Origin of the sequence: Mesorhizobium sp. M8A.F.Ca.ET.161.01.1.1, assembly GCF_004792105.1 — a bacterium.
Classification (GTDB): domain Bacteria; phylum Pseudomonadota; class Alphaproteobacteria; order Rhizobiales; family Rhizobiaceae; genus Mesorhizobium.
Window position 1 is genome coordinate 1 of sequence record NZ_SRTD01000478.1, and the last position, 286, is coordinate 286.

At 60.8% G+C, this 286-nt stretch carries 1 protein-coding gene; it reads left to right on the forward strand.

What is annotated here, in order from left to right; translation table 11 throughout:
- Positions 1–201, forward strand: a 201-nt coding sequence (locus tag EN804_RS37830; protein ID WP_210237407.1) for a hypothetical protein, incomplete at its 5' end; no start/stop codon positions are given.
- Positions 202–286 lie beyond the last annotated feature (85 nt).

Below are 286 nucleotides of genomic sequence, written 5' to 3' on the forward strand. Positions count from 1 at the left end.
TGCTCTTCCGATCTCGAGGGGAAGGTGGCCGCTGTTGGGCGCAAAGGTGCCATTGCGGCTAGCCGCTCGGATGTCCGCTTCTGGACGGCGGCCATGATAAGTTCAATGGCCAACTTGAGGCGCATTGCCGAACGGCAGCCTTGGGCCAACTTGACGATCCGTAGACAGGCACACAAAACGGACGATGTTCAGTTTATGTGACGCGGCTTAGGCGATCGACATACCCCGCCCGAACCTGTTGCTCGCGACAGGCTCACCCAGCGCATCGAGCCGCGATCACGCCGAG